Source organism: Ferrovum sp. JA12, assembly GCF_001431705.1.
Classification (GTDB): domain Bacteria; phylum Pseudomonadota; class Gammaproteobacteria; order Burkholderiales; family Ferrovaceae; genus PN-J185.
On record NZ_LJWX01000001.1, the window covers coordinates 255,028 to 278,572 of the forward strand.

The window sequence follows — 23,545 nt, forward strand, 5'->3', positions numbered from 1 at the left end:
ATGACTTTATTTTCCTTCTTTGCCACTTGTCCCAAGGGTCTTGAGGCCCCGTTACTGGAAGAGTTAACTACCCATGGCTTACAGAACCTAGTAATGGGTGAGGCTGGTGTATGGTTTACCGGAACCTTTACAGAGGGGATGAAGGCTAATCTTTATTCACGCATTGCAAGTCGTATTTTATTACTGGTGGTGAAAGGACAGTATTCCCACGAGAACGATCTGTATGACAGCGCCTATTCATTTCCTTGGGTTAACTGGTTTGATGTCAACCTTACCTTCATGGTGACGACAAATGCAAAACACTGCCCATTAAAAAGCTTAGACTTTGTCACCTTACGGGTTAAAGATGCTATTTGTGACCAGTTTCGTGAGGAATTGAATCAACGTCCGTCCATTGATACCAGGGAGCCTGATGTTCGAGTTTATGTCTATCTCACTGAGCAAGATTTCTATTACTATATAGATATGAGTGGGGAGGCACTGTTCAAACGAGGAGCTCGTATTGAAAGTGGTGAGACACCGCTAAAGAAAAATTTGGCCGCAGGGTTACTTGCTTTGAGTAACTGGCGCCCAGGAACCCCTTTAGTGGATATGTTTTGTGGTTCAGGAACAATTCTCAGCGAGGCTGCCGAAATGACCCTACAGCGCGCTCCCGGATTACATCGTCACTTTGGCTTTGAGAAACTAACTCCGCACCAACCCCAAGACTGGCAAACACTTCTTGAGCAGGCACATCAAGCAGCTCAACCTCAACAACCTCTCCCTATTTGGGGCTATGATTTAAAAGGGGATGCCATTCAAGCTAGCTGGACTAACTTCAAAGCCTCAGACATAGAGCAATGTATCTCTCTGAAGCAGGTTAACGCCATAGAATCAACTCCCCCCATTGAGACTGGAGTGATTGTGTCAAACCCTCCTTACGGGGTACGGTTGAGCGAGCAGGCCATTCTCCAAGAATGGTATCCTCAATTAGGTGAAACCTTAAAAAAGCGCTATGCTGATTGGGATAGTTGGTTTTTAACTGCCGACCTGACTTTTCCCAAAGGTTTACGATTAAAACCTAGCCGGAAGATCCCTTTGTTCAATGGAGCTCTTGAATGCCGATTCTTTTATATCCCATTAGTTTCTGGCTCAAATAGAAAAAAATCGCATAATTAAGGGATTGTAACAATCTCGTCACATTGAGCAGGTATAAAACTGTCATGGAAATGGCTAATTTACCCACTCAACATCTTTACTTTATGGAGGCAAATTTGGCCGCTAATATTCTGCTTGTTGAAGATGAACCTGCTATTCAAGATTTAATTTCAATGAATCTCCGTCAAGCGGGTCATTCCCCTATCATTGTTTCTGACGCTGGAGAGGCCTTAGAAAAAGTTCGCGACACCCTCCCCGATCTTATTTTGGTGGACTGGATGCTTCCTGGCATGAGCGGCATTGATCTTATTCGACGTTTAAGAAACAATGACCGTACGCGAAGTATACCGATCATCATGCTCACCGCGAGAGCCGATGAAAATGACAAATTAGCAGGGCTTGACTCTGGAGCCGATGACTATATTACCAAGCCTTTTTCTATTCGAGAACTCAACGCTAGAATCAAGGCCGTATTACGCAGACGTGCGCCACAAATCACTGAGGATAAAGTGATCTTTAAACATCTGACACTGGATCCCAGTACTCATCGCGTTAATGCCAGTGGTCAGGACTTAAACCTTGGTCCCACAGAGTTTAAATTACTTCACTTTTTCATGACCCACCCAGAGAGAGTCTATTCAAGAACACAAATCCTTGATCAAGTATGGGGAGACCATGTTTTTATTGAAGAAAGAACCGTGGATGTGCACATAAGAAGATTGCGTGCCGCTTTAGAAAGCACTGGCACTGCCTCCCTACTGCAAACGGTAAGAGGAGCAGGTTATCGATTAACGGCTATCGCCTGAAAGCCGATTGTCTGATAATCTCACACTAATACGTAAAGTGAGATTATGGCTCGATTTTTTATTATTACATTAAGTGGGGTTTTTTTAGCTGCGATTCTTGGGGTGGTTGTTGGCTTTAGTCTCGATGCCAATTGGGGCTGGTTAATTTTTTCCACTCTCTTATTAATCTTTATTCTCCATAACACTAAAAAACTCTATCAATTAACCAGGTGGTTAACCGAGCATGGCAGTCACCCACTTTTCCCTAGAGCTAGCAACGCCTGGGATCAAGCGTTCTCTCAATTATCTGCTTTAGAAAAAAACACCATTACCATACAAAACAAACTTAAGGATACGTTAATCCGCTTTCAAAAGGCTGGGGAAGCGCTACCAAATGGGATTATTGTACTGGATAAGGATGACCGAATTCAGTGGTGCAACCCCAGCGCTGAAAAGCATTTTGATATTAATCTTGAGCGAGATCGTCAACAGGCACTTTATTACTTAATCCGACACTCCGCTTTTCTTTCCTGGTTAAAGAGAGGAATTCCTAAGGAACCTTTACTCATTAAAGGAATTCGTGGTAGTGATATCACTCTGTCTATTTTAATAGTTTCCTATAGTAGCGATGAAAGGTTACTGGTAAGTCATGATGTATCACAAGTTGAAATAGATGAAAAAGTACGTAGGGATTTTGTGGCCAATGTCTCTCACGAGTTAAGAACGCCCTTAACCGTAGTGGGTGGGTTTATTGAAACTTTAATAGATAACCCCACTATTGAAAAAAAAACCATTGATCACATTTATCAAACCATACACCAACAAACAAATCGCATGTTCCAAATTGTGGAGGAATTACTTTCCCTATCCAGTCTGGAATCACAACAGTTTCCCGCTCCTAAAGTGCAGGTATCCATAGAGTTGATTATTGAGCAAATCAAACAGATGGCAGAACATATTAGCGGCCAAAAACATCAAATAGAAGTGAACTTCACCCATCAAAAGGGCTTCATTTTAGGTTCAAGTAATGAATTGATTAGCGCATTTTCTAATCTAGTCTCTAATGCAGTGCGCTATACCCCCGACAAGGGAAAAATTAATATTACTTGGCAGGTGATCGAGGGTAAAGGATACTTTCAAGTCAAAGATACAGGAATTGGTATTGATAAGGAGCATATCACACGCCTCACCGAGAGATTCTACCGTGTCGATAAAGAGCGTTCTCGCGTCACGGGCGGATCGGGATTAGGGCTTGCCATTGTTAAGCAAATCGCCTTGCATCATGATGCCGTGTTGGAAATAGAAAGCTCCCTCGGTGTAGGAAGTACTTTCACCTTGATTTTTCCAAGCGATAGAATACAGATTAACACATAGAATAATTAGGATTGGAGAGTATGATAAACCGTGAAATTGAAATCATTAACAAATTAGGTCTACATGCTAGAGCTTCTGCAAAACTGACACAAATTGCGTCTCAATATACTTGTGATATTGGTATCGCACGAAATAATAAAAGGGTCAACGCAAAAAGCATCATGGGCGTAATGATGTTGGCAGCCAGTCGAGGCAGTACTGTGGTACTGGACTGTCATGGTGTAGATGAAGAAAAGGCAATGTATGCTCTCGTTGAGCTAATTAACAATAAATTTGATGAGGAAGAATAAATGAGTTACACCATCCATGGGATTGCCGTTGCAAATGGTATTGCCATCGGACGCGCCCATCTATTTTCTCACAGTTCAATAGAAGTCACTCATTACACGATAAAAGAAGAGCAAATTGATCAAGAAATTGTGCGCTTTAAAGATGCCATCGCTGACGCGAGAGATGAATTAGAAACACTACAGGCAAATATTCCAGATAACGCCCCCACTGAGTTCTCCGCTTTTCTACAGCTACATTTAATGATTTTAAATGACGGTACGCTGAGTAACGAACCCACGAACTTAATCCGACATCAACAATGTAACGCAGAATGGGCCCTTAGGTTGCAAATGGAGCAACTCATTGAGCAGTTTCAATTAATTGAAGATCCTTATCTTCGTGAAAGACAAGCTGACGTTGTTCAAGTGGTAGAACGGATACTAAAAGCGCTCACCGGTAAAAAATCAGCGGCCATGCCCACTTGGGATAAGGATGAAGAAATTATCTTGGTGGCACACGACCTGGGTCCTGCTGACATGCTGGTGTTTAAAAACCAAGCTTTCCAGGCTTTCATCACCGACATGGGAGGCGCCACCTCACATACGGCAATCCTCGCTCGTGGGTTAAGTATTCCTTCCGTAGTGGCGCTTCATCATGCCTGGCATATTATTAAGGAAGGGGAACTACTCATCATTGACGGCACCTGTGGGGTTGTGATTGTCAATCCTGATGAGACAGTTTTAACAGAATACCGTGTCAAACAAGAGCAATGGAATGAGCAAAAGAAAAAATTAAAAAAGTTACGATTAACACCAGCCAAATCCTTAGATAACGAAGAGATTCTTCTTTTAGCCAATATTGAATCTCCCCAAGACATGGATACCGTCAAGAAAAGTGGCGCACTGGGGGTTGGTTTATATCGAACCGAGTTTTTGTTCATGAATCGCATCACAACACCTGGTGAAGAAGAACAATTTAAAGCTTATCGAAAAGTAGTGGAATCAATGAAAGGGCAACCTATTATTATTCGCACTTTAGATATTGGCGCAGACAAACCCATCGACAGCCTAAGCACTGGACACACTCTTAATCCAGCCTTAGGATTACGGGCGGTACGCTACTGTTTATCTGAACCCCATCTGTTTAAAATTCAATTACGAGCAATTTTAAGAGTATCTCAATTTGGCGATGTCCATTGTCTAATCCCCATGATCTCAAGCAACCATGAAGTCAATCAAACCATGGCCATTATTCATCAGGCCAAAAAAGAGTTGTTAGAGGAAGGCATCGCCTTTAATCAGCATTTACCGGTTGGGGCCATGATTGAAGTGCCCGCTGCGGCTCTGGCGCTTCCTCTCATTCTTGATAGCCTCGATTTCATTTCAATCGGAACCAACGACTTAATTCAATATACTTTAGCCATCGATCGCTCTGATGATGCCGTGGCCCATTTATATAATCCAGCACATCCTGCTATTTTAAGCCTCCTTGCCAACACCATTGCCTTCGCAAACAGTACCAACAAGCCAGTTTCCGTATGCGGTGAGATGGCCGGTGACCCTCGATTCACAAGACTTTTACTCGGTATGGGATTAAAAGAGTTTTCCATGCATCCCGCCCATATTCCCGAGATAAAACAAATCATTCTCAACACAGATATTGAAAAAACAAAAAAAATAACCAAGAAAATATTAAAAACCTATGATTTTGAAAAAATTAATGCCTTAATCAGTGAGTTGAATCAACACTAATCCTCATTCACTCCGTACTGTTTTCTGTAGGAGAGAGTTCTCTGGGCAAACTCTTGTAGTGTGGCATCATCAATGAGATAACTTAACAAATCATTTAAATTAGCAATACTGACTACGGGGATACCTAATTGTTCTCTCACTTCTTGTGCGGCGGAGAGATTCCCCACGCCGCGCTCCATTCTGTCTAAGGCTGTCACGACTCCAACGGGTTCAGCTCCTGCTGCCTTGATCAACTCAAAAGATTCACGCACGGAGGTTCCGGCAGAAATTACATCATCCACAATCAGAATTCGCCCTTGAACTGGTGCGCCGACCAAAGTTCCTCCCTCACCATGGTCTTTGGCTTCCTTGCGGTTATAACAAAAAGGAACTTCACGTCCAACTTTTGCAAACGCAATAGCAATGGCTGCAGCTAAGGAAATACCTTTATAAGCTGGGCCAAATAACACATCGAAAACGATCCCCGATTCATTAATTGTTTGAACATAAAAATCCGCCAAACGATCTAGCGCAGTTCCCGTGTAAAACAACCCCGCATTAAAAAAATAAGGGGACTGACGGCCAGCCTTCGTTGTAAACTCTCCAAAACGCAACACCTTTTGTTCAACTGCAAAGGCTATAAAATCCGTACGAAAATGACTCATATTTTGCTCACATAATTTATCATGAAAGGATATCACAGGAGATGACCTTGCTTGCAGCAAAAAAGTTATCCTTAAAAAGACAACTCCTTATTTTATGCATGGGGTTTTCCTCAGGGCTACCCCTGGCTTTAACGGGGACGACACTGCAAGCGTGGCTAGTGAATAGTGGCATGGGGATCAAGACCATAGGATTATTTGCCGCCATTGGTATTCCCTATACTTGGAAATTTATATGGTCTCCATTAATGGATCGCTATTATATTCCGCGTCTTGGTAGGCGAAGAACTTGGTTATTACTCACACAGTTATCGTTGTTTTTTTCTATCAATTGGATGAGTACCTTAACCCCACTAGAGAGTCTGGAGCAATTTGGTCTTGTGGCACTATTCATTGCATTTTTCTCAGCCTCCCAAGATATTGTTATTGATGCCTATCGAACAGATATTTTAGCGCCGTCAGAACGCGGAATGGGATCTGCCATGGCTGTTTTAGGGTATCGCCTAGCCATGTTAGTCTCTGGTGCAGGAGGGTTAATATTGGCTAACTACTTGGGCTTTCATGCCACCTACCAAGTCATGGCTTTGTTAATGGTACTCATGATTACTGTGTCGTTGTTTGCGCCAGAACCCCTCACCCAGTCACTCACTAAACATGATTATTCATGGACTGCTCCTATTGCGGAGTTTTTAAAACGTCCGCTGTCATTCTTTTTCCTATCATTAGTGATTTTATACAAATTAAGTGATGCGCTCACCGGCTCTCTCACCACCGCCTTTCTGATTCAAGGAGTGCATTTCACTCTGGTAGAAGTGGGGGCGGTAAACAAGGGGATAGGACTTGGGGCAACATTACTCGGCGCTTTTATTGGTGGATTATTGATGACCCGCATTAATCTATACCGATCATTATTGATATTTGGTTTACTGCAGGCTGTTGCAACACTCTCCTTCGCTCTGCTAGCTCACCTGGGACATCATTCGTTACTCATGATCACTAGTGTATTTTTAGAGAATCTAACTTCCGGTATGGGCACGGCAGCATTAAGCGCATTATTAATGTCTTTGTGCCATCACCAATTTAGCGCCACGCAATTTGCGTTATTGAGCGCACTCTCTGCTGTAGGACGGGTCTATCTTGCCCCCATCGCCGGAGTGATTGTAGCCAACTTGGGATGGATGAATTTCTTTATTGTGGCAACCCTCTCTGCCATACCAGGCATAGTTATTTTATGGTGGGTTAGAGAAGCACTAAAGAACCTATCGATTAAATCAATTTAGTGACTCGGTACATGGCAAGACTCCCCAACAAATTAGGAGCGAAATGAACTGTCTTACCATGACTAATAACATGCCTTTCAATCACTTTAATATTTAAGTGACGACATAAATCTTCAAAGTCCTGTAATGTACACAAATGAATATTAGGGGTATTGTGCCACTCATAAGGCAAATCCTCTGATTTAGGCATAATCCCTTTCATCACTTGCCAGCGATTTTTCCAATAACCAAAATTAGGAAAGGTGACAATTCCTTCACGACCGACCCTTAACATATCACTCAATAAAAACTCAGTTTGACGCATGGCTTGTAGGGTTTGCGATAATATCACTGTATCAAAAGACTGTTCTGCGATACCCGCAAGGCCACTCTCAAGATCCCGTTGAATAACATTCACCCCGTTAGCAATGGCCTTAGTAACGCGTTCAATTTCAATTTCAACCCCATATCCAGATACATGGTATTTATATTGAAGATATTTCATTAATTGACCATCTCCGCAACCCAAATCAAGAATACGAGACTTGGGTTTTATCCACTGGCCAATAACTTGATGATCAAAACGTATCACAGCGTATCCTTAAGTACATTAGCCATATAAGCCCTGACTACCGAAAAATAATGTTTATTCTCCATCAAAAACGAATCATGTCCTTGAGTAGATTCAATCTGTGCGTAACTTACCGGCAATTGATTCTTCATCAGCGCCTCCACAATCTCCTCGGAACGCCCAGGAGAAAAACGCCAATCACTGGTAAAGGAAATAACCAAAAAATGACAGCGCGCACTAGAGAGCGCTTGATCTAAACGGTTATCTGTTTTTTGTGCTGGATCAAAATAATCCAAAGCTTTAGTCATAATCAAATAAGTATTGGCGTCAAAGTAATCGGCAAATTTATCTCCTTGGTAACGTAAATAAGACTCGATTTCAAACTCCACATCCAAAGAAAATTGAGGAGTCCTAGTAATAAAATCTCGTCCAAATTTCTCCATCATCGCATCATCACTTAAATAAGTAATATGCCCTAGCATTCTTGCTAAACGTAAACCTCTATGAGGTAGCACTTGATGTTGATAAAAATTACCACCGTAAAAATGTGGATCCGTGGTAATGGCTTGTCTCGCCACTTCATTAAAGCCAATGTTTTGGGCTGATAGTTTGGGAGCCGAGGCAATAACCAGAGAGTGTTTCAAGCGCTCGGGAAATGAAATGGTCCATTGTAAAGCCTGCATTCCACCAAGACTTCCACCCATTACCACAGCAAAGCAATCAATCCCCAAATGATCAGCAAGACGTGCTTGGGTCTTCACCCAGTCTTCAACCGTAACAAAAGGAAAGGTAGCACCATAGGGCTGCTGGGTCTGAGGGTTAATACTGGAAGGACCGGTGGAGCCATGGCATCCTCCCAAATTGTTCACTCCAATCACAAAAAAATGATTGGTGTCGATGGGTTTACCAGGACCCACCATGTTATCCCACCAGCCTACAGTTTTAGGGTCACCGTTATAGGTTCCAGCCACATGATGATTTCCTGATAACGCATGACAAATAAGAACAGCATTTGATCTGTCTTGATTCAGTTTGCCGTAAGTTTCATAAACCAGTTCATATCCCGGCAACACAGTACCTGAAGATAACGCTATTGGTTCAGCAAAATGTATGAACTGAGGGTGAATAGTATCTAAGGATGAAATCATTTATCCTGCCAATTTTTTCCGGAGTACATCGTTTAACTGGGCGGGATTAAGTTTGCCTCCTGAAGCCTTCATGGCTTGACCCACAAAAAAACCAAACACTTTATCCTTACCAGCGCGAAACTCAGCCACTTGATCAGGATAACGAGACATTAATTCATCCACAATCTTTTCAATCTCACCTGTATCGGAAACTTGCTTTAGACCTCGAGACTCAATGACTTGGTCAACTTCTCCCCCATCATTCCATAATACATCAAAGACACTCTTAGCAATTTTCCCAGAAATTGTCCCGTCTTCAATTCTAACAATTAACTTAGCCAGCTGTTCTGGACTAATAGGACAATGGATAATAGTTAATTGTGCTCGGTTAAGTGACGCCAAGAGCTCCCCTGTTAACCAATTAGCACAAAGTTTTGGCGAGACCTGTTGCTGAGTTGTTACAGCAATAAAGTAGTCTGCCAAGGCCTTGTCACTAATAATCAGACTTGCATCATAGTCTGTTAAGGCATAATCCCTAATAAATCGCTCTTTCAACTCTTGCGGCAATGGTGGCATGACTGCTCTAACTCGCTCCACCCAAGCTGAGTCAATCATGACAGGTAATAAGTCAGGATCAGGAAAGTATCGGTAGTCCATGGCATCTTCTTTACTGCGCATGGAACGGGTTTCATCTCGGTCTGGATCGTAAAGCCGGGTTTCTTGAATGATGGATCCCCCACTCTCAAGAACTTCAATCTGTCTTTCAACCTCAAACTCAATAGCTCTTTCTAAAAAACGAAATGAGTTGAGGTTTTTAATCTCACAACGAGTACCAAACTGATCACTTCCTACAGCCCTCACTGATACATTAGCATCACATCGAAATGATCCCTCTTGCATGTTGCCATCACATATCCCAATCCAAGTAACTAGCTGATGCAACGCTTTGGCATAAGCCACCGCCTCTGCAGCACTGCGCATATCAGGCTCAGAGACGATTTCCAAAAGAGGTGTTCCCGCCCGGTTTAAGTCAATACCCGTGGCGCTGGGGATCTCTTCATGTAAAGACTTCCCTGCATCTTCCTCAAGATGGGCTCTAGTCAGACGTACTTGATGGGGTTTTTCATTAACCAAAAAATGAATCATCCCCCCTTTCACAACAGGCTCTTCGTATTGACTGATTTGATACCCTTTAGGTAAATCAGGATAAAAATAGTTTTTACGGGCAAAAATTGAACGAGGATTTATCTCCGCTCCCACCGCAAGTCCAAAACGAATGGCATATTCAACTGCCTGCTTATTGAGGACTGGCAGTACACCAGGCAGTGCAATATCCACAGCAGAAGCTTGGGTATTGGCCTGTGCGCCAAAAGCTGTTGATGACCCAGAAAATATTTTTGAATGCGTCGCAAGCTGCGTATGCGTTTCAAGTCCAATAACCACTTCCCATTGCATAAATTAACTCCTAGACTTGTGCTATCCCAGTGGGAAGTTGTTGATGCCAATCGCTCACCAATTGATACTGATGAGCCACGTTCAATAATTTTGCTTCAGAGAAATGAGGTCCTATAAGTTGTAGCCCTACAGGCAAATGACTATCACCAAAACCAATGGGTATGGATAAGCCTGGTAACCCCGCCAAATTAACACTGATAGTAAAAATATCAGAGAGATACATGCTCACAGGGTCACTGGTTTTTTCATTAAAACCAAAGGCGACACTGGGCGTTGAGGGGCCCACAATCACATCACAGCGCTCAAAGGCTTGTAGATAATCTTGCAATATTAAACGTCTTACTCGTTGCGCTTGAAGGTAGTAGGCATCATAGTAACCTCTAGACAATACATAAGTTCCCGTCAAAATTCGACGTTTTACCTCTGCGCCAAAACCTTCAGCTCTGGTTTTCTCATACAACTCGATTAAATTACGGTAGTCATGGGTTCGATGCCCATAGCGAACCCCATCAAAACGTGACAAATTACTAGATGCCTCAGCTGGCGCTAAGACATAATAAACGGGCACAGATAGGGAAGTATTGGGTAAAGTCAGAGGGACGCGCACAGCACCAAGCTTCTCTAGCTCTTGAATGGCGCGCTCTACTGCTTGCGCCACATCCGCATCAACCCCTTCCTTGAAAAACTCCTCAGGAAGACCAATACGTAGCCCCTTGAGGGAGTTATTCAGGGGAGCAGTAAAGTCCTCAACCTCTCTTTTAACAGAGGTGGAATCTCGTTCATCATGACCCACCATAATATTTAACCCATAGGCAACATCTTCAGCAGAGACCGCCATTAAGCCTCCCTGATCAAGACTTGACGCATAGGCGATCATGCCATAGCGCGATACATTGCCATAGGTAGGCTTTAACCCTGTTACCCCACACAAAGCAGCGGGTTGACGAATAGATCCCCCCGTATCAGTGGCCGTAGCAAGGGGAGCTAAGCGCGCGGCTACCGCCGCAGCAGACCCACCTGAACTGCCTCCTGGAACTCGACCAAGATGCCACGGATTTTTAACCGGACCAAAATACGAGGTCTCATTACTGGAGCCCATAGCAAATTCGTCCATATTGGTTTTACCTAAAGTAACGGCACCACTGTGGTTAAATGCCTCAACCACATGAGCGTCATAGGGTGCCACAAAATTAGCCAGCATTTTAGAGCCACAAGTGGTTAACCACCCCTTTGCGCAAAAAATATCTTTATGCGCTAAAGGAACACCCATTAAGGCAGTGTTGTCACCTTTTGCGATGGCCCGATCAACCTCCTTAGCCTGCAGAAGAGTTTTTTCTCTATCCACGGTGATAAAAGCATTTAGCTCTGGATTAAGTTGATCGATACGCTGCAAATACAGCGAAGCTAACTCCACAGCAGTTAAACTCTTAGAATCAATGAGTTGTTTTATTTTTTTAATACTTAATGACGATATATCCATGATTTACTCAATGACCTTAGGAACAATATATAACCCCTTTTCAACCTGAGGCGCGATACTTTGATAGCTGTCGCGTAGGTTTTCCTCAGTGACTTTATCCTCACGCAGTGGTTGATTGATTGACAGAGAATGAGACAAAGGCTCAATACCTGTTGTATCAACTGCCTGCAACGCATCAATCAACTGAAACACACGAGTAAGTTGCTCCCTGAGCGGACCTAACTCATCTTCATCAACGTGTATCCTCGCTAATCGTGCAAGATGCTTTAATTCTTTATCTGATAAACTCACAATTTTATATTTCCTTTACTTTAAAGCCATGCCTTAATCAGGTATCATAATAGGCTAAAAAGTCTATCTACAAGGGACAGTGTTTATGTTCGAATTTCTACGCGGGTATTTTTCCAACGACTTAGCCATTGATTTGGGTACAGCCAACACTCTCATATACTCTAGAGGCAAGGGGATTGTTCTTAACGAGCCCTCCGTGGTTGCCATTCGCCAAGATGGTGAAACCCAAGGCAAAAAAGTGATTCAAGCTGTAGGCCTTGCAGCTAAAGCCATGTTGGGGCGTACTCCCGGCAATATCACAGCCATCCGCCCTATGAAAGATGGTGTGATTGCTGATTTTACCATTACCGAGCAGATGCTCAAATATTTCATTAAGCAAGTCCATGAATCAAGGCTCCTATCACCTAGTCCTAGAATCATTATTTGCGTACCCTGTGGTTCGACACAGGTTGAAAGACGGGCGATTAGAGAATCAGCTATTGGTGCTGGGGCAAGACAAGTTTATTTAATTGAAGAACCTGTGGCCGCCGCCATCGGCGCCAATCTTCCCGTGGCTGAGGCCACCGGCTCCATGGTCGTGGACATCGGTGGGGGGACCACCGAGGTGGGGGTTCTGTCCTTAGGCGGGCTGGTTTTTTCCTCCTCGGTTAGAACTGGTGGCGATAAATTTGATGAGGCCATTATCAATTATATCCGCCGTAATTACGGCATGTTGATCGGGGAAACCACTGCTGAGCAGATTAAGAAGAATATTGGCTCCGCTTTCCCGGGTTCAGAAGTCAAAGAAATGGAAGTCAAAGGGAGAAATCTTGCTGAGGGAGTACCTCGCACTTTTACTATTTCAAGTAATGAAGTGCTAGAAGCCTTGACTGATCCGCTCAACTCTATCATCAGTACTATCCATCTCGTGCTGGAACAAACCCCTCCTGAATTGGGCGCTGATATTGCGGACAGAGGAATGGTTTTAACCGGAGGCGGCGCACTATTAAGGGACTTGGACCGTTTGCTTAGCGAAGAAACGGGGCTACCCGTCTGGGTGGCAGAGGATCCTCTCACCTGCGTAGTGCGTGGTTGCGGAAGAGCCCTTGAAGAGATTGATCGTCTAGGTATGGTTTTCACCACCGACTAACCAACAGGGGCACGTGTTACTTTAATTTTATTTTCCATGAATACACGTACCCCTCAACTCTTTACCCGTGGCGCGGCCCTTTGGTTAAGACAAACTTTATATATACTATTAGCCCTTTTCGCTATTGTTATAGACAACCACTTCCATCAGCTAAATGTTTTACGTAATCTGGTTTACATTACGTTAGTGCCGCTTCAAGCATTGGCAAATCTCCCCACGCAATTAATTCAACAAACGAATCATTTATTTAGTCATCAGCTGGAGCTGATTTCAGAAAATCAAAAACTTAAACTTGAATTATTACAAGACCAAGTACTTGTGCAAGACAAAGCTTTTCTAGTTAAGAAAAACTTAGAATTAGAAGGGTTAATGGGTATTAAAGATCATTACAGTACTTCTATAAAACTGAGCCAAACCCTCTATGCTGCCCATAACCCCTTTCATCAAAAGCTTATTATTGATGGGGGAGCAACACAGGATTTCAAATTAGGTTCACCAGTACTCACTTCAGAGGGGCTGATCGGACAAGTCACAGTACTTTTCCCAAAAAGTAGCGAAGTGACTCTTCTCAGTGATAAAAATCTTTCTGTCCCTGTTGAAAACCTGAGAACCGGTTATCGATCTTTCACGCAAGGGGAAGGATTAAACGATCTATTTGATGTCATGTATGTTCCTGTGACCAGTGATTTTAAAGTTGGCGATGAAATGGTGAGTTCAGGACTCGGAGGTGTTTATCCGGCAGGTCTTCCCGTCGGCCGAATCATTTCTGTGACACGGGATAGTAATTCAGCCTTTTTTACTATCCGCTGCCAGACTAACCATGTTTTGCGCTCAGGACACTATGTGGCGGTCCTCAACCCTATCAATGATCATGAGCTCATTAATAAAATCGAACCTTTGGAGCGCAGTCCCGCCTCTCAAGATAAGAAAAAAAACACATCTAAGAAAAAATAATCCTTATCATGCTATCCAGCGCTCATCGTTCAATTAAAAAACCCGCCCCCATGAGTAGGATCATCCTTACCCTGGTGGCTTCAGTGGTGTTAACTCTATTGCCTTGGTCAGGCTATGGACAAATGATGGAGCCTAGTTGGATTCTGATTGTTCTACTTTACTGGGGACTTCATGAACCGCGGGTCATTAACGGCTTTGCTTTTTTCGTCTTGGGCTTAATTTCAGATGTGGCACAAAGCTCAATTCTGGGCATTCATGCATTAAGTTTTAGCTTAATATTGTGGTTATTATCTATTTATCGCCAACGTATTCTTACTTTTTATGCGGCCAATCAGGCCATTCATTTATTGCCCGCCTTCTTTCTGAACCAGCTTATTATCACTGTCGTGGTTTACGTTACCACTGACACACTCCCCCACATACTTTGGTTTACCCAAAGCCTTCTCTCCGCCCTGTGTTGGCTCATTACGCCTTATGTCCTTGAGGCAAAGCTGTCCGCGAAAAACTCATGAAAAAAAGAGTATCACTGCGTAACCCTCAACAGGACCGATGGGACTTTCAACTTCGCATCAAAATCTTAGCTGGTATTATTTTTGTTTTATTTCTCCTACTGTTAATTCGATTGTTTTGGTTGCAAGTTATTTCCTATAGTTACTACCATACCTTGGCCGAGGCTAATCGCATTAGTATTGTGCCAGTGGTCCCTCATCGCGGTAATATTTTTGATCGCAATGGACTCACTCTGGCTAATAACACGCCTACTTATACCCTAGAGATTAACCCCAGAGAGAGCGCTCCCGTTGATCAAGTGATTGAGCAATTATCACACATCATCACCATCAGCTCATCGGATAAAAAACTCTTTCATAAATTAAATGAAGAATCCCGTGGTCTTGCTCCTGTTGCTATCCGGGCTCGCTTGAGCGAAGAGGAAATTGCTCGCTTTTCAGTCTACCGTTACGCTTTTAAAGGGGTCAGTATTGAATCTCGATTAATTCGTAACTACCCCCTCGCCGAGGCCACCTCTCATGTGGTGGGGTATATCAGTCGCATTAATCAAAACGATCTTGATCACTTAGATGATGAGGATAAATTAGATGCCTACCGCGGAACCAATCATATAGGTAAATTAGGGATTGAGGCCCATTATGAATCCCTACTCCATGGCGTCACCGGCTCCGAACAAGTAGAGACGGACTCCTCAGGGCACGGAGTGAGAACGCTGTCCTACTCTCCTCCCGTTGCCGGGACTGATTTATTTTTAACCATAGACGCAACATTACAAGTGGCCGCAGAAAAAGCCTTTGGTGAACACAGAGGGGCATTGGTTGCCATCGATCCCAGTACTGGAGAAATCCTGGCTTTTGTCAGTCAGCCTGGCTTTGACCCTAATTTGTTTGTGGATGGGATTGATCAAGAACATTGGAATGATCTCAATAACTCTCCCAACAGACCTTTAAATGACCGTGCTCTCAGAGGACAATATCCACCCGGTTCTACCATTAAACCTTTGATGGCACTACTTGCCCTCAACTCTGGGGTACGCAGTGCACAAACCCTTATCAGTGATCCGGGCTACTTCGCTCTACCAGGATCCACTCATCATTATCGTGATTGGCGAGTACAAGGTCACGGTATGGTCGATATGCATTTATCTATTGTCCAATCTTGTGATACCTACTATTACAGTTTGGCCAATCAATTGGGTATTGATCGTATGCATGATTTTTTTAGCAACTTGGGTTTTGGTAAAAAGTCCGGCATTGATCTAGATGGTGAACTCACGGGTTTGTATCCCTCCACACAATGGAAAAGAAAACGTTACCATCAAGATTGGTATACGGGAGAAACCATCATCAGCGGTATTGGTCAAGGATATATTTTAGTTACCCCACTACAACTGGCCAGCGCTATCGCTACTTTTGCGAATCATGGAGTGATGATGCGTCCCCATCTGTTAAAGTCCACCAGAAACCCCCAAACCAATATCCTTACTCCCATTCCACTGCAAGTGGTAACTAAAATTCCCATGGCAGATGACAGTTATAATTTGATCCGTGATGCTATGGTTGATGTGATGAAACCAGGCGGTACTGCAGCCACGGCAGGAGCCGGCGCCAAATATCTTATTGCCGGAAAAACAGGCACAGCCCAGGTGATTGGGGTAAAACAAGGACAACGATACAATGCCGGTCAAACCTCTGAGTTTCATAGAGATCACGCTCTTTTTGTGGCCTTTGCACCAGCCGACAAACCAAAAATTGCTATTGCGGTACTCGTTGAAAACGGTGGTCATGGTGGCTCCACAGCTGCACCAATTGCCCGACAAGTCATGGACAATTACTTATTAGGCTTACCCACTAGCGCCGTGAAAGACAATCAGACATCCACTCAACCCACGGAGGAGGAGGCTCCACATGATTAAAAAACTGGTCGATCACTTTCTCAAACCGCTTGATAAAATCTTATTTAATACCAGCCTCATACTCATGATCTTAGGATTAGTCGTTCTTTACAGTGCCTCGGGTATGGATATGATAAAAACTTTAGGGCAGGTCAAAAACTATTTGATCGCTTTTTTACTCATGTGGATCCTAGCAACCGTTTCACCCAGTAAAATACAAAAATTAGCGTTGCCTATTTATATCTTTTCTCTTGCTCTGTTAGTTGCCGTTGCTCTTTTTGGCGAAGTCAGTCACGGTGCGAGGCGTTGGCTTCACCTGGGCCCGTTGCATGTGCAACCCTCAGAATTTATGAAGATCGCTCTCCCTCTTATGCTGGCCAGTTACTTTGACCAACGCGGTAAAGACCGTTACTGGCTAGATTTTATTATCGCCGCCTTATTATTATTGGCACCCGTAGCCTTAGTGATTAAACAACCTGATCTCGGTACAGCCTTGCTCATCGCCAGCTCTGGTTTTTATGTCATTCTGCTAGCTGGTCTATCCTGGCGCGTATTACTTACTTTGATAGGTGGAGGTCTATGCTCTTTGCCCTTTGTCTGGCATGTTCTTCATGATTATCAAAAGCAGCGTATCTTGACCCTGTTAGACCCCACCAAGGACCCTTTAGGGGCGGGATACCACACTCTTCAATCCATGATTGCATTAGGTTCTGGAGGTTTTTTGGGAAAAGGTTGGCTACACGGCACTCAATCTCATTTAGATTTTCTACCAGAACACAGCACAGACTTTGTGTTTGCCGTATTTGGTGAGGAGTTTGGCCTAGTGGGAGAATGTCTATTTTTGAGCTTAATGTTAATCCTGATCGTCAGAGGATTTTTCATTGCCTTAGAGGGATCGAGTCCCTTCTCACGCCTCATCGCAGGAACATTATCCATGACATTGTTTACATATACCTTTGTTAACCTGGGAATGGTCAGCGGCATCTTACCAGTGGTGGGGGTTCCATTACCCTTTCTAAGTTACGGCGGAACATCATTAGTGACACTTTTTATCAGTCTTGGCATACTAATGAGTGTTAGCTATCACCGTCAACTGGTCAAACAATGAAAGCTCTCAGCTTACTGTTTATATGCTTGCTTCTGTGTTGTTTAAGTGGTTGTTCAACCACTTCCCATACATCCACTAGTAATGGGGGATATTATCTTGACGATGGTCCTGAAAGTCACCCCCCAGCTAATTTAGATCTTGTCCCCAATGCTGTACCACGTTGGGAACCTTATAACCGTTATGCTAATAAACCCTATGAAGCTCTTGGTAAATGGTATTATCCACAAACTAATAATGCGCCTTACCGAGCAGTAGGTTATGCATCGTGGTATGGAAGACGTTATAATCATCATCGTACTGCTTCCGGTGAAGTGTATAACATGTATGCCATGACAGGAGCTCATACTACTTTACCAATCCCCTGCTATGTCAAAGTCACTAATCTTAAAAATCATAGGTGGGTTATTGTACGAATAAACGATCGCGGTCCTTTTAAGGATGATCGCTTAATTGATTTAAGTTATACCGCCGCTTATAAGTTAGGCATATTAGGTCATGGAACCAGTCAGGTATTGGTTGAACGTGTTTTTCCAAAATAATTTTTCAAGTTGAGAATAATGATTAAAGCCGCCCATTACATTGCACTAACTGCTTGTTTTCTTAATATGACCTATGCCAAGGCTGATACCACGGCACAGCAACACACTAATGCAAATCTAGTGGCGCCCTATGTCGCGGCTAAAGCGTATTACCTTGAAGAAGTCGAGTCACATCAGCTGTTAGCCACCTTGAACCCTGATGAGCGTGTTGAGCCTGCGTCACTGACCAAATTGATGAGCGCTTACTTGGTTTTTGACGCTCTGCGTAACCATAAAATCAGCTTAACTCAACACGTCAGTGTATCAGAACATGCCTGGCGCGCTCCAGGTTCGCGGATGTTTATTGAACCTAATAAACCAGTGACGGTAGATGAACTCATTCATGGCATGATCATACAATCCGGCAATGATGCCACCACTGCCTTGGCGGAGAGCGTGGCAGGCTCAGAGGATGCTTTTGTCAGCCGTATGAATTTAACAGCATCCAGATTAGGTTTATCCAACACACATTTCTCTAACGCCACCGGTCTTCCTGATCCACAGCACTACAGTACAGCCCGTGATCTAGCTAAACTTGCTAGTACCCTACTCAGTGATTTTCCTGAGTACTTATCACTATTTTCAACAAAAGAATACCGCTACAACAATATCACGCAACCTAACCGTAATCGGTTGTTATGGATTGATCCTAGTGTGGATGGCTTAAAAACAGGACATACCGAGTCAGCGGGCTATTGCCTCATCAGTAGTGCTAAACGTGGACAAAGAAGAATTTTATCGGTGGTGCTTGGGACTAATAGCGACAAAGCACGAACCAGTGAAAGTCAAAAACTCATCAATTGGGGATTTCAAACCTTTGAGAGTACTTTATTGTTTAAGAAAAACACTCCTGTCAAAGTACTCACTGCTTACAAAGGGAGCTTACATCAAATCCAAGCCGGCTTTAACGAGGACGTATGGATTACCCATCCTGCGGGAGACAGCACCCATTTCCATGAGCTACTCACTACCTTTCAACCCATTATAGCGCCTGTCATGGTAGGCCAAAACGTTGGTAAACTTGATATCACTTATAATGGTTCTTCCATAGAAAGTATTCCATTGATATCTTTAGACAGCGTTCCTTTGGGTAATGCTTTTACACGTGGATGGGATTCAATAAGGTTAATGATTAAATGAGTCATGTTTATTTAAACGGGCAATGGTTGCCCATAGAAAAAGCTCACGTATCGGTATTAGATCGTGGTTTTATTTTTGGTGATGGCGTCTATGAAGTGATCCCTGTTTATAACAGAAGGGTATTCGCCCTTGAGGCCCATTTAAAAAGGCTTGACCGAAGCCTTGCAGGCATTCGCTTGTCTCCCCCTCTGGATGCTGAGCAATGGCAACCTATTATTGCGCGATTGGTGCAAGAAACTGAAACGGATGACTCTTCTATTTATATACAGATCACCCGCGGGGTAGCTCCACGGGACCATGCTTTCCCAGCCAACACTCAAGCCACTGTATTTGCTATGGCAAAACCTATGACTGCCGTTCCTGAGGAGTGGTTAAGTCAAGGGATAAAGGTGGTAACTCATGAGGATAACCGTTGGTTACACTGTGATTTAAAAACCACGGCGCTTCTTGCTAATGTGCTGTTACGTCAATATGCTGTTGATCATAAAGCAGTTGAATGTATCTTAATTCGCGATGGTTTTGTCACTGAGGGAGCGGCGAGTAATATCATTGTAGTGCATGAGGAACAATTGCTGTTCCCACCCCGTAATCATTTGATTTTACCGGGTATTACCTATGATCTGGTTATCGAGTTAGCAAAAAAACATGGTATCCCCTTTAAGGAAGCGCCTGTGACTCGATCTCAACTTCAAGAGGCAAGTGAGTTGTTGATGACCTCCAGTACGCGGGAAATCGTCCCAATAACTGAAATGGATGGAAAAAAAGTAGGGGCAGGTGTTCCTGGCCCCCTGTTCAGAGAGCTGCTGTCTTTGTACCAGGGTTTAAAATAATATGACCCAAGAGTTTTCTCATGATGAAGAACCCCAAGAGGATTTGTTTAACTTCCCCTGCGAATTTCCCATTAAAGCTATGGGTAAAACCGTGGACGGTTTTGCGCAAACCATTCTTGACATTGTTCTCAAACATGCTCCTGATTTCAACGCAGGAACCATGGAGATGAGAACTAGCCGGGAGGGCAAATATCTCAGCGTTACCTGCACCATCAGAGCCGTGTCACGAGATCAACTGGATAATCTTTATCGTGAATTATCAGCTCATCCTCTTGTGGTCATGGTTCTTTAATTGTATTGTTTGTGACCCACTCAATCCTGCTCGTTCGACAACTACCCGGCCTGACGGATTATGCTCAGGCCCTAGACGCCATGAGAGCATTTAATCAACAACGTCAGCCTGACACCCAAGATGAGTTATGGGTTTTAGAACACCCTTCGGTCTTTACTTTAGGTCAAGCAGGACTCATGAGTCATCTTCTAGCTAACCCTGAGAGCATTCCTGTTATTCGCTCTGACCGAGGCGGTCAAATCACCTTTCATGGACCCGGACAAATTATTTTTTATCTCTTACTAGATTTAAAACGACATCAACTCACCGTGAGGCAACTGGTGAATACGATTGAACAGACTGTAATCAATATGCTTGATTTTTTTGCCATTAAAGCCCATCGTGTGGAGGGCGCTCCAGGAATTTATGTTGAGCATGCTAAAATAGCTGCACTTGGTTTAAGAATTCAAAACGGCTATTGTCGTCATGGGTTTTCCATTAATGTAGACATGGATATGACTCCTTTCACATTGATCAATCCTTGTGGCTATGAACGTTTAAAAACCACTCAAGTCAAAGAGTGGTATCGAGGTATTACTAAAGAGGCGGTTATTGAGCGAGTCATGATTGAGCTCTCTAACTTATTAGAATTGGAGGTAAAGCAAGGATGAGTGTGAAAGAAAAAGGAGCACAAAAAACTGCTCGAATCCCCATTAAAGTTGTGCCTCAAGAGCCCTTAAAAAAACCCCATTGGATACGTGTAAAAACTGCCTCTAGTCCACGTTTTAATGAAATTAAAACGCTCTTAAGGGAACAACAACTGCACACGGTGTGTGAGGAAGCGAGTTGCCCTAATATTGGTGAGTGTTTTAGCAAAGGGACCGCCACATTTATGATTATGGGTGACCGCTGCACAAGACGCTGTCCTTTTTGCGATGTGGGGCACGGTCGACCTGACCCTCTTGATGAACATGAGCCCCTCCATCTGGCTCAAAGCATTGCTAACTTAGCACTTAATTATGTGGTGATCACCAGTGTCGATCGTGATGACTTACGGGATGGCGGAGCACTTCACTTTGTACGCTGCATTAAAGCGGTGAGAGAGCTTTCTCCACAAACACAAATTGAAATTTTAGTTCCTGATTTTAGAGGTCGCTTAGACATTGCTTTAGATATCTTAGGGCAAGCGTTACCTGATGTCATGAATCATAATCTTGAGACAGTTCCGAGACTTTACCGAGAAGCTCGGCCTGGTGCCGATTATCAACACTCTTTAACCTTAATTAAAGAGTTCAAGCGACGTCATCCAAACATTGTGACCAAATCAGGACTCATGGTAGGGCTTGGTGAAAGTAATGAGGAAATCCTTGAGGTGATGAGGGATTTAAGGTCTCATGCAACGGATATGCTGACTATTGGCCAGTATCTACAACCCACACTTCATCACCTACCTGTTAAGCGTTATGTCAATCCAGAGGAGTTTGACTTCTTTACTAAAGAAGCTTACCACATGGGTTTCCAACATGCAGCCTGTGGCGCCATGGTCAGATCAAGTTATCATGCTGACCAACAGGCTCACGCCGCTGGAGTTGTCAATAGTTAATCTCATAATTGGGTGCACACAGTGGCAGCAACTACTCAGCTAATTTATCTGAGTAGTTGCAATTAACGCCCGCAAAAACACCCATAACAAGACTAGCGAGGTCAGTGAGTAAAATAAACCACAGGGATTAACTACTTTTTATTTTTTTATTCAGAGTAACGTTTTGCAACGAGAACAGCATTGTTGCCACCAAAACCAAAGGAATTGCTCATGACTACATCAAGTTTAGGTAACACTCTTGCCCCCTCTGCCACGTAGTCAAGATCGCATTCTGAATCGGGATAGAAGAGATGCGCTGTGCCAGGAACAGTTTTGTACATCAGTGTTCCAAGGCTGATAGCCATTTCCACAGCTCCTGTGGCCCCCATCAAATGACCGTGTAAAGCTTTGGTTGCACTCACTGGAATAGCTTTTGCACGCCACCCAAACACATGGTGGATAGCCTTCGTTTCGCTTACATCCCCCACTTGAGTTCCCGTGCCGTGGGCATTGATGTAATCTACCTCTTCAATATTTATTTGGGCTTGAGCTAAGGCCATGCTCATGGCTCGCGCCTGTCCATTTGCCTCAGGCTGAGTGATATGTGAGGCATCAGTGGTGTTACCGTAGCCCACTAACTCACATAAAATATGAGCTCCCCTTTGCCTTGCATGCTCCTCACTTTCAAGAATCAAGGAGGCAGCTCCCTCACCTAAAATAAAACCTGAACGGTCCTTAGAAAAAGGACGACATGAGGTTTCTGGGTGTTGGGCATCAGGACGAGCTAAGGTTTGCAGTGACTCCCAAGCCTTCATTACGCCTAATGTCAGTAACGCCTCGCTCCCCCCTGCTACAGCATAGTTGATTTTACCACTTCGAATTGCCTCAAAAGCTTCGCCAATCGCCACAGCTGAGGAGGAACAAGCGGAGGAATAAGTGGTGCTCGGCCCTTTAATTTTGTGTTCAATACCGATTTGCCCAGTGGTGGAGTTGGTCATAAACATCACAATGGTGCTAGGTCGAGGACGACTATTAGGATGGCTGAAAGAATCCATATAAGCCTGTTCTAAGGTTTGGGCACCTCCCATACCCGTTCCCCAAAACACGCCACCCTGCAATCCACCATCAATTGAGGTATTAAGAGCTGCCTGATTCATCGCCTCTTTTACCGCAATGAGGCCTAACTGAGCGACACGATCGAGCATCAAACGTCGTAATTTAGTAAATTGATTATCTACAGGAAATAAAATGGGTGCAGCAAGAGGGGAGTGTAATTGGCTTATCCAAGGTGTGGTAAGAGCCCTCACCCCTGAACTACCTTCATACACCGCCTTCATCAGGGAAGTAAAGTCAGGACCCAGTGGCGTAATGGCTCCTATTCCTGTCACCACAACCTTATTCATACAGC

The 23,545-nt window shown here is 43.7% G+C and carries 23 protein-coding genes and 1 pseudogene; 17 read left to right on the top strand and 7 right to left on the bottom strand.

Translation table 11 applies throughout. The features are described from left to right. The 5 genes from FERRO_RS01440 to ptsP all read left to right on the top strand — a co-directional run bounded on the left by FERRO_RS01440 (position 1) and on the right by ptsP (position 5,317). Positions 1-1,158 carry a THUMP domain-containing class I SAM-dependent RNA methyltransferase gene (locus tag FERRO_RS01440; RefSeq protein ID WP_056929095.1) on the top strand — a complete coding sequence of 386 codons (1,158 nt, stop codon included), beginning with the start codon at positions 1-3 and terminating at the stop codon, positions 1,156-1,158. 95 nt (positions 1,159-1,253) lie between these two features. After that, a complete protein-coding gene (phoB, locus tag FERRO_RS01445; protein WP_056929761.1) occupies positions 1,254-1,943 on the top strand; it encodes a phosphate regulon transcriptional regulator PhoB in 690 nt (229 codons plus the stop codon). A 45-nt stretch (positions 1,944-1,988) separates the two neighbouring features. Further along, a complete protein-coding gene (gene phoR / locus FERRO_RS01450) occupies positions 1,989-3,296 on the top strand; it encodes a phosphate regulon sensor histidine kinase PhoR (RefSeq protein ID WP_056929096.1) in 1,308 nt (435 codons plus the stop codon). Positions 3,297-3,316: 20 nt separating this feature from the next. After that, positions 3,317-3,586 carry an HPr family phosphocarrier protein gene (locus FERRO_RS01455; RefSeq protein ID WP_056929097.1) on the top strand — a complete coding sequence of 90 codons (270 nt, stop codon included), beginning with the start codon at positions 3,317-3,319 and terminating at the stop codon, positions 3,584-3,586. After that, positions 3,587-5,317, top strand: a complete 1,731-nt coding sequence (gene ptsP, locus FERRO_RS01460; protein ID WP_056929098.1) for a phosphoenolpyruvate--protein phosphotransferase — start codon at positions 3,587-3,589, stop codon at positions 5,315-5,317. On the opposite strand, the gene pyrE is transcribed toward ptsP, so the two are convergent. Then, complete coding sequence (gene pyrE, locus FERRO_RS01465; protein ID WP_056929762.1) at positions 5,314-5,961, bottom strand: orotate phosphoribosyltransferase; 648 nt, start codon at positions 5,959-5,961, stop codon at positions 5,314-5,316. The two genes, ptsP and pyrE, sit on opposite strands and share 4 nt — an antisense overlap. Positions 5,962-6,002: 41 nt before the next feature. Between pyrE and FERRO_RS01470 the strand changes: the two genes are divergently transcribed. Then, positions 6,003-7,238 (top strand): AmpG family muropeptide MFS transporter, encoded by a 1,236-nt coding sequence (locus tag FERRO_RS01470; RefSeq protein WP_056929099.1) that lies wholly within the window; start codon positions 6,003-6,005, stop codon positions 7,236-7,238. Here FERRO_RS01470 and metW read toward each other — a convergent pair. From metW to gatC, 5 genes are read right to left on the bottom strand one after another with little or no spacing between them, the layout of a single operon-like run. Continuing rightward, complete coding sequence (metW, locus tag FERRO_RS01475) at positions 7,225-7,809, bottom strand: methionine biosynthesis protein MetW (protein ID WP_056929100.1); 585 nt, start codon at positions 7,807-7,809, stop codon at positions 7,225-7,227. The two genes, FERRO_RS01470 and metW, sit on opposite strands and share 14 nt — an antisense overlap. After that, complete coding sequence (metX, locus tag FERRO_RS01480) at positions 7,806-8,936, bottom strand: homoserine O-succinyltransferase MetX (RefSeq protein ID WP_056929101.1); 1,131 nt, start codon at positions 8,934-8,936, stop codon at positions 7,806-7,808. The genes metW and metX overlap by 4 nt, the downstream gene beginning before the upstream one ends. Beyond that, positions 8,937-10,370, bottom strand: a complete 1,434-nt coding sequence (gatB, locus tag FERRO_RS01485; protein WP_056929102.1) for an Asp-tRNA(Asn)/Glu-tRNA(Gln) amidotransferase subunit GatB — start codon at positions 10,368-10,370, stop codon at positions 8,937-8,939. It abuts the gene before it with no gap. Positions 10,371-10,380: 10 nt separating this feature from the next. Further along, complete coding sequence (gatA, locus tag FERRO_RS01490) at positions 10,381-11,844, bottom strand: Asp-tRNA(Asn)/Glu-tRNA(Gln) amidotransferase subunit GatA (protein WP_056929763.1); 1,464 nt, start codon at positions 11,842-11,844, stop codon at positions 10,381-10,383. Between the two features lie 9 nt (positions 11,845-11,853). Beyond that, complete coding sequence (gene gatC, locus FERRO_RS01495) at positions 11,854-12,141, bottom strand: Asp-tRNA(Asn)/Glu-tRNA(Gln) amidotransferase subunit GatC (RefSeq protein ID WP_056929103.1); 288 nt, start codon at positions 12,139-12,141, stop codon at positions 11,854-11,856. 85 nt (positions 12,142-12,226) lie between these two features. Between gatC and FERRO_RS01500 the strand changes: the two genes are divergently transcribed. From FERRO_RS01500 to lipA, 11 genes and pseudogenes are all read left to right on the top strand, one after another. Further along, positions 12,227-13,270 carry a rod shape-determining protein gene (locus FERRO_RS01500; RefSeq protein ID WP_056929104.1) on the top strand — a complete coding sequence of 348 codons (1,044 nt, stop codon included), beginning with the start codon at positions 12,227-12,229 and terminating at the stop codon, positions 13,268-13,270. Positions 13,271-13,306: 36 nt separating this feature from the next. Next, positions 13,307-14,224, top strand: coding sequence for a rod shape-determining protein MreC (mreC, locus tag FERRO_RS01505; RefSeq protein ID WP_056929105.1), 918 nt, complete (start codon positions 13,307-13,309; stop codon positions 14,222-14,224). 8 nt (positions 14,225-14,232) lie between these two features. Next, positions 14,233-14,736, top strand: a complete 504-nt coding sequence (gene mreD / locus FERRO_RS01510; RefSeq protein ID WP_056929106.1) for a rod shape-determining protein MreD — start codon at positions 14,233-14,235, stop codon at positions 14,734-14,736. After that, positions 14,733-16,649, top strand: a complete 1,917-nt coding sequence (gene mrdA / locus FERRO_RS01515) for a penicillin-binding protein 2 (RefSeq protein WP_056929107.1) — start codon at positions 14,733-14,735, stop codon at positions 16,647-16,649. Before mreD ends, mrdA begins: the two co-directional genes overlap by 4 nt. Then, positions 16,642-17,736, top strand: a complete 1,095-nt coding sequence (gene rodA, locus FERRO_RS01520) for a rod shape-determining protein RodA (RefSeq protein WP_056929108.1) — start codon at positions 16,642-16,644, stop codon at positions 17,734-17,736. The genes mrdA and rodA overlap by 8 nt, the downstream gene beginning before the upstream one ends. After that, positions 17,733-18,275, top strand: a complete 543-nt coding sequence (locus FERRO_RS01525) for a septal ring lytic transglycosylase RlpA family protein (protein ID WP_056929109.1) — start codon at positions 17,733-17,735, stop codon at positions 18,273-18,275. Before rodA ends, FERRO_RS01525 begins: the two co-directional genes overlap by 4 nt. 18 nt (positions 18,276-18,293) lie before the next feature. Beyond that, on the top strand, positions 18,294-19,454 hold the full coding sequence (locus FERRO_RS01530) for a D-alanyl-D-alanine carboxypeptidase family protein (protein ID WP_082601138.1): 1,161 nt from the start codon (positions 18,294-18,296) through the stop codon (positions 19,452-19,454). Next, positions 19,451-20,284 carry a D-amino acid aminotransferase gene (locus tag FERRO_RS01535; protein WP_056929110.1) on the top strand — a complete coding sequence of 278 codons (834 nt, stop codon included), beginning with the start codon at positions 19,451-19,453 and terminating at the stop codon, positions 20,282-20,284. The genes FERRO_RS01530 and FERRO_RS01535 overlap by 4 nt, the downstream gene beginning before the upstream one ends. A gap of 1 nt (position 20,285) precedes the next feature. Further along, positions 20,286-20,576: a YbeD family protein gene (locus tag FERRO_RS01540; protein ID WP_056929111.1), complete on the top strand. Its 291-nt coding sequence runs from the start codon at positions 20,286-20,288 to the stop codon at positions 20,574-20,576. Positions 20,577-20,587: 11 nt separating this feature from the next. After that, positions 20,588-21,226, top strand: coding sequence for a lipoyl(octanoyl) transferase LipB (gene lipB / locus FERRO_RS01545; RefSeq protein WP_204374715.1), 639 nt, complete (start codon positions 20,588-20,590; stop codon positions 21,224-21,226). Between the two features lie 11 nt (positions 21,227-21,237). Next, positions 21,238-22,158 (top strand): annotated as a pseudogene (gene lipA, locus FERRO_RS01550) (lipoyl synthase); the annotation flags it as partial. Between the two features lie 146 nt (positions 22,159-22,304). On the opposite strand, the gene FERRO_RS01555 reads toward lipA, so the two are convergent. Beyond that, positions 22,305-23,540 (bottom strand): beta-ketoacyl-[acyl-carrier-protein] synthase family protein, encoded by a 1,236-nt coding sequence (locus FERRO_RS01555; RefSeq protein ID WP_056929113.1) that lies wholly within the window; start codon positions 23,538-23,540, stop codon positions 22,305-22,307. Positions 23,541-23,545: the final 5 nt, after the last annotated feature.